Consider the following 6000-nt stretch of genomic DNA (forward strand, 5'->3'; position numbering starts at 1 on the left):
GAAGCTGTGGCCGTCGACTGCTACGGGCAGCCAAATCCGCCTTGCCCGTCGGGCAGGCAGCGCGAACCATTGGGCAAGTTCAGCGCACCGGACGCATCTCGGCGGACATAGTCGCCATTGGGGAGCGTGAAGCCGCCGGCGCGATCTAGCTCGACGCGCGATCCGTCTGGAAGAAACAGGCCGCCGACGCCATCGGGCGTAATGCGCTTCGTGATTGCGGCACCGCGACCGGGCTCGGGGCTCACCACGATTACACGTTCGCGGCTCTGCTGGACGCAGCCGGTTGCCAGAAGGGCCAGGCTCAGCATGCCGGCGGCCGCGATAACACGTCTCATGATTGAAGCCTCTCAGAGTGACTATGGATGGCGTCACGGCCCGCCCTGGCTGACACGAACTCACATATCATCGTTTCGTCTCCGTGATGCGACCGGAACGCGCAACCACGGTTTCGGTTTCAACCATGCATGCTGCTGCGAGCGTAACGACCCTGTTGCCGAAGCGCTCGGCATGACGGGGCTCGCGACGCGGCGAGTTCTGTCGGGCTGAAAGGTCACAGCTGCGAATCTGTGTCGGGCGCATTGCGGGAATCTAGCGACTATCCTCGCCCCATGCGAGCAGCACATGACGGCACGATGACCGGAATCCGGAAGGGCAGAGCTTCCGGGTCAATAGACAAGGAGGCGAGGGCGCCTCGACGACCCCCGGGCGATGCCGCACCCCGGGCCCGCCAGCGCCTGGATTTTGGCAAGGTCTGCTTTTGGATCGCGTCAGCTGCCCTTGCGGTCATGAATCTGCGGAATGAACATGTCGGTCCACTTGGCCGGCTTCACCTTGATCGTGCCGGCAAGGCCCATGAACTCGGCGAAATCCATTACCTTGTCGGGGGTGGTCGAGAATTTGGCGCCCTTGTCGTTGAGCATGGTCAGGACCTCGTCCTTCGAGACCTTGACCGGCGAGCCCCGCACGAAGATCTCGGCCGCGGCATCCTTGTTCTGGGCGATGAAGTCGCAGGCCTCGTCGAGGGCGGCAAGGAAGGCAGCGGTCATCTTCGGATTGGCGTCGACGAACTTCTTCGGCGCGAAGACGACGTCGAGCGTGATGTTGCCGATCACGTCGATGGAATCGGCGACGAGATGCACCTTGGGATTGTTCAGCTCGAGGAAGGAGAAGGGCGGCGAGGTGAAATGCGCCGTGATCTCGGTCTTGCCGGAGGTTAGCGCTGCGAGCGCCTCGGGATGCGGCAGGCTGACGGTCATCGGGTCGAGCTTGGCGAAGTTCTCACGGCCGAACTCCTTGGCCACCATCATCTGGAGCACGACGGCCGAAAGCGAGGTCTTGATGCCGGGAAGCGCGATCTTGTCCTTCGCGGTGAAATCCTTCAGCGACTTCACATTCGGGTTGATCGAGTTGAGCGAAAGCGATGTCGCGCTCATGCCGCCGATGCCGATGACCTCGACATTGGGGATGCCCTTGGCCTTCGACCAGAGCGTGACGAAGCCGGGTGCGCCGGTGCCGGCGAAATCCAGCGTGCCGGCCATCATCGCGTCGTTGATGACGTTGCCGCCGTCGAGAACCAGCCATTTGGTCGCGACATCGCCGAGGCCGGCCTTGGCGGCCTGCTTCTCCAGCAGCTTCTGGTCCTGCATCACGATGAGCGGCAGGTAGAGAATGCCGTAGCCCTTGGAGATCCGGACCTCCTTGACCTCGGCCATGGCGCCGGGCGCGCTGATCGCGAGAGTGAGGGCCGCGCCCGTCAGAAGGGCGGCCAGGCGTCTTGTTATGGTCCGTCTTGTGATGGTCATCATGTTGTCCTCCCGGATGATGCCGGATTGGCCCGGCCTTATGGTCTTGTGGAGATGTCGCCGCCTCAGCTCTGCATGCCCCAGCGCTGGACCGTGTTGCGCTCGATCGCGGCGAAGATGACGTTCTCGACGAACAGGCCGATCATGATGACCGTGAACAGCCCGGCGAAGACATTGGCGGTTTCGAGCTGATTGCGGTTCTCGAAGATGAACCAGCCGAGACCGCCCGACCCCGAGGAGACGCCGAAGACGAGTTCGGCCGCGATCAGCGTGCGCCAGGCGAAAGCCCAGCCGACCTTCAGCCCGGTCAGGATGCTCGGGAAGGCGGCCGGGATCAGGATCTTCCCGACCAGGCGCAGGCCACGCAGATTATAGTTCATGCCGACCATGCGCAGCGTGTTCGACACCGAGCGGAAGCCGGAATGCGTGTTGAGCGCGATCGCCCACAGCACGGAATGCACCAGTACGAAGATGACGCTGCCTTGTCCGAGCCCGAACCAGATCAAGGCCAGCGGCAGCAAGGCGATCGCCGGCAGCGGGTTGAACATCGATGTCAGGGTTTCCAGCAGATCGGTGCCGATCTGCGAGCCGATGGCGACCGTCGTCAGGATCGAGGCCAGGGCGATGCCGATGCCGTAGCCGATCAGTAATGTCTGGATCGACGACAGAGCGCGCGCCGGGATGACGCCATTGGCGAGATTCTCCCAGAACGCCTCGATTGTCGCGGTAAAGGTCGGAAACAGCAGCGGGTTGCCGAGCCAGCGGCCATAGATCTCCCAGATCACGGCCAGCGTGATCAGCAGGGCGGCCTTGCGGACGAAACCGATGCGATAGATCCGCTCGAACGGCGTCAGCGCCTTCTCGACGGCGGGCACATCCGTCGCCTGCTGGTCGCGGATGATTTCGGGGCGAATATGAAGCGGCGAGATGGATGCGTTCATGTCGACCTCAATGCGCAAAGAGCATGTCGTTGATGCGGGCCTCGAGCGCGACCTGCGAGGCCGTGCCGACCTCTTCCGCGGTGAGGCTGTTCAGCTCGGCGCGGACCTGGCCGGGATGCGGCGACAGCAGCAGGATGCGCGTGCCGCAGCGGATCGCCTCCTCGATCGAATGCGTCACGAACAGCACGGTGAACTTCGTGTCCTCCCAGAGCTGCAGCAACTCGTCCTGCATCTTGCGCCGCGTCAGGGCGTCGAGCGCCGCAAAAGGCTCGTCCATCAAGAGGACGTCGGGCTCCATCGCCATGCCGCGGGCGATCGCGACGCGCTGCTTCATGCCGCCCGACAAGGTATGGGGATAGCTGTCGGCGAATTTCGACAGGCCCACCATGTCGACATAGTGGCGCGCCTTGTCCATCGCTTCACGGCCGCTGGAGCGTCCGCTGGCTTCAAGGGCGAAGACGACGTTCTCGACCACGCTCTTCCAGGGCAGGAGCTGGTCGAATTCCTGGAACACCATCATCCGGTCGGGCCCGGGAGCCTTGACCTCGCGGCCCTTGAGCCGGATCGCCCCCTCGACCGGGCTCATATAGCCGCCGATCGCCTTGAGCAGGGTCGATTTTCCGCAGCCGGACGGCCCGAGCAGGATAAAGCGGTCGGATTGATGGACCTCGAAGCTGACCCGATAGGTCGCCGTGACCAGCGCATCGCGCGTCTTGTATTGCAGCGTGACGCCGTCGACATCGAGCAGCGGCGCAGATTGCGCGGGGAGCGTCATGTTTCCTCCGAAAGTCGTTGCCTTGCATCCACGTTTCGGGATGCTTGGCTGGACCTTACAGGGCCGAACTGACACGAAACTGACTGGCGCCTGTCTCACCTGATGGCGCAAGGGAACGGTGCGGGGAAACGGTGCAAGGAAAACGGTGAATGCGCATTCTCGTCGTCGAGGACATGGTCGATATCGGTGAGGCCATCGTCGCGCGCTTCGAGCGGATGGGCCATGCCGTGGACTGGGAACAGGACGGCGCCGTGGCCGGCGATCTGGCCGAGGTCCAGGCCTATGACCTCATCGTCCTCGACGTGATGCTGCCGGGGCGGGACGGCTTTGCGATCCTCAAGGATCTGCGCATGAAGCGGAAGGCAACGCCCGTGCTGATCCTCACCGCGCGTTCGGCGGTCGATGACAGGGTCAGCGCGCTGGATCTCGGCGCCGACGATTATCTGATCAAGCCGTTCGACTATCGCGAGCTCGAGGCGCGTGCCCGCGCGCTCCTGCGACGGGGCGGCGGCGAGGCCACGAATATCATCCAATGCGGCCAGGTCACGGTCGACCGCAGCGCGCGGATCGCCTCCATCGACGGCCGTTCGCTCGATCTCACGCGCCGGGAGCTCACCGTTCTCGAAATCCTGGCTGGGCGGCCGCAGCGGATCTTCTCCAAGGAAGAGCTGATCGACCAGCTCTTCGGCTTCGATCAGGAGCCCAGCCCCAATGCCGTCGAGCAATATGTGACCCGCCTGCGCCGCAAGCTCGCCGGCTCCGGGGTCGAGATCCGGACGATGCGCGGGCTGGGGTATCAAATTGTCGTTGCGTGAGCGCCTTCGCTCCTCGCTCTATGCGCGCAGCCTGCTGTTCATCGTCGCGGGCGTTTCGGTTGGCGCGATCGCGTTGAGCGTCGCTGCCTATTCCTATGCCCGTGTCGCGGCCGACGAAGCCTATGACCGGCTCCTGGTCGGCGGGGTGATCCAGCTCGCGGAAAACATCTTCGTCCAGGGCGGCGTCATCGCGCTGGATCCGCCGGCCGCCGCTCTCGCCTCGCTCTCCGCCTATGACCTCGTCTTCTATAGCGTCACCGATACGCGCAGCATCGTGGTCGCCGGCTATCCGGACCTGGCCTTTCCCGGGAGCGTCACCGCCGCGCAGAAGGGCGCGATCCTGTCGGATGGCGCCTATCAGGGGTCGCCCGTCCGGATCGCCGCCATCGGCCGCTATCTGTCGACGCCCTCAGTCACCGGCTGGGCCTATGTCGTTCTGGCGCAGACGCGCGAGGCGCGCTTCGCGCTCGCGCGCGATCTGACGCTGAGAGCCGTGCTGATCATCGCCGCGATGAGCGTGCTGACCTTGCTCGCTGGGGGGCTTGCCATCCGCTACGCCCTGGCGCCGCTCGCCCGCATCGAGCAGGAGCTCGCCGCGCGCGATCCCAATGATCTGCGCCCGCTGAGCATCGAGACGCCGACCGAGATCCACACGCTGGTCAGCGCGATCAGCATGTTCATGGAACGCCTGAGCGGTCGCATCCGGATCATGCAACGCTTCATCGGCGACGCCGCCCACCAGATCAGGACGCCGCTGGCGGCGCTCGACGCCCAGGTCGAGCTTCTGTCGACGACGCGGAACGCCGCCCAGCGCCACGCGCAGATCGAGCGCATCCAGCATCGCAGCACCGAGCTCCGGCGCCTGACCAACCAGCTCCTCAGCCACGCCATGGTGATCCATCGCTCGGATGCGGTCGCGATGGCGCAGGTCGATCTGGTCGCTCTCGCGCGGACGGTGCTGGCGGATGCGGTTCCGCTGTCGTTTCCTCGCGAGGTGCGCATCGCCTTCCAGGCTCCCGAGCATGCGATCATGATCGCTGCCGACGCTGTCAGCCTGAAGGAGGCCCTGTCCAACGTCATTCACAACGCCCTGACCCATGGCGCCGTGACGGCCCTGACGGTGACGGTTTCGCAAGATGGGCAGCAGGCAATGGTCGAGGTCTTCGACGATGGTCCCGGCATCTCGCCATCCGAATGGGCCTCGATCGTCGCGCCGTTCACATCCGGCTCGACGGGCAAGGGCGGATCGGGGCTCGGCCTCGCCATCGCATCCGACGTGATCCGCAGCCATGGCGGCGCGATCCGCTTCGCAATCAGGGCCGATGGCTTTGCCGTTATGCTGATGCTTCCGCTGGCTTGGCCGTGAGATGTCGGCGGTGGCTACGATTGCAAACCCTCGGGACCAGGTCCCGGGTTTCCTTCTGATCGCGGGGAGGGGGCTCGATCGGCATTTTCAGAAAAAATGCGCCGCTTCCAAAAAAAAGGAGCTCACCTCCCGGCGAGGTGAGACACCAAGGGGCCGATTCAGCCCCAAAACGACGGCCCAACGGCCCCGTTTTCGAAAAACTTCTGCGCTGTCTAAAAAGTTTCACGGAGTGTGTTGACAGGATTGGGAGGTGGGGCCTATACAGCGGCCATCGAGACGGCGACGCCGCTGGCGCCGCCGC

Annotated in this window: 6 protein-coding genes; 2 read left to right on the top strand and 4 right to left on the bottom strand. The window is 64.4% G+C overall.

The genetic code is table 11. The features are described from left to right. Positions 1-20: 20 nt before the first annotated feature. The 4 genes from J2Y55_RS29645 to J2Y55_RS29660 form a co-directional block, all read right to left on the bottom strand. Positions 21-335, bottom strand: a complete 315-nt coding sequence (locus J2Y55_RS29645) for a hypothetical protein (RefSeq protein WP_310160459.1) — start codon at positions 333-335, stop codon at positions 21-23. A gap of 432 nt (positions 336-767) precedes the next feature. After that, entirely contained in the window at positions 768-1802 is a 1035-nt protein-coding gene (locus J2Y55_RS29650) for an ABC transporter substrate-binding protein (protein WP_310160460.1), read from the bottom strand. Positions 1803-1867: 65 nt separating this feature from the next. Next, positions 1868-2743, bottom strand: coding sequence for an ABC transporter permease (locus J2Y55_RS29655; RefSeq protein ID WP_310160461.1), 876 nt, complete (start codon positions 2741-2743; stop codon positions 1868-1870). Positions 2744-2750: 7 nt separating this feature from the next. Beyond that, a complete protein-coding gene (locus tag J2Y55_RS29660; RefSeq protein ID WP_310160462.1) occupies positions 2751-3518 on the bottom strand; it encodes an ABC transporter ATP-binding protein in 768 nt (255 codons plus the stop codon). A 149-nt stretch (positions 3519-3667) separates the two neighbouring features. Here J2Y55_RS29660 and J2Y55_RS29665 point away from each other — a divergent pair, with 149 nt between their 5' ends. Further along, on the top strand, positions 3668-4333 hold the full coding sequence (locus J2Y55_RS29665) for a response regulator transcription factor (RefSeq protein WP_310160465.1): 666 nt from the start codon (positions 3668-3670) through the stop codon (positions 4331-4333). Beyond that, positions 4326-5699 (top strand): sensor histidine kinase, encoded by a 1374-nt coding sequence (locus J2Y55_RS29670; protein ID WP_310160467.1) that lies wholly within the window; start codon positions 4326-4328, stop codon positions 5697-5699. Before J2Y55_RS29665 ends, J2Y55_RS29670 begins: the two co-directional genes overlap by 8 nt. The last annotated feature ends 301 nt before the right edge of the window (positions 5700-6000 follow it).

The sequence above is a fragment of the Allobosea sp. BE125 genome (genome assembly GCF_031456075.1).
Classification (GTDB): Bacteria; Pseudomonadota; Alphaproteobacteria; order Rhizobiales; family Beijerinckiaceae; genus Allobosea.